Genomic DNA, 446 nt, shown 5'->3' with positions numbered 1-446 from the left:
CAGCAACTGTCCGCCGGCGTTTCGGTGCAACGCACCGCCGAGATCCTCGGCTACGAGTCGGTCAGCTCGTTCATCGGCATGTTCCGCAAGGCGCTCGGCAGCCCCCCGGCCCGCTACGTGCGCGACAGCATGCGGCGGCCAGCCGACTGAACGAAGGTCGACGGAAAGGTCTTGCAGTTCGTCAGCTGTTCTCCCCCGAGGCTGGCACTCGAAGGCACTTCTGGGAATAATGCCGCCCTTTTTTCTCCAGGAGGATCAGATGGTTACGCACTTCTTGAGCGAATCCGGCCAGGCAGCCTGCGGGCGCGGCGACAGCAACGTGAACGGCTCGAGCGACGTCGGCCAGGTCAGTTGCAAGACCTGCCGGCGCACCAACGCCTTCGCCCAGGCCCAGGAAAACGCCGCTCCGGCCAGTGCCCCTGTCACCCCCACCGCCGCTGCGCCAG

1 protein-coding gene is annotated in these 446 nt (G+C 66.1%); it reads left to right on the top strand.

Annotated features, from left to right (window positions below):
* Positions 1-259 precede the first annotated feature (259 nt).
* The coding region (locus tag LLU09_RS12535) for a hypothetical protein (RefSeq protein WP_228312054.1) at positions 260-446 on the top strand (187 nt) is incomplete at its 3' end.

The sequence above is a fragment of the Salinicoccus sp. RF5 genome (assembly GCF_020786625.1).
Classification (GTDB): domain Bacteria; phylum Bacillota; class Bacilli; order Staphylococcales; family Salinicoccaceae; genus Salinicoccus.
Note: the sequence above shows the minus strand (reverse complement) of the source record. Positions and strands in the feature narration are given on the sequence as shown.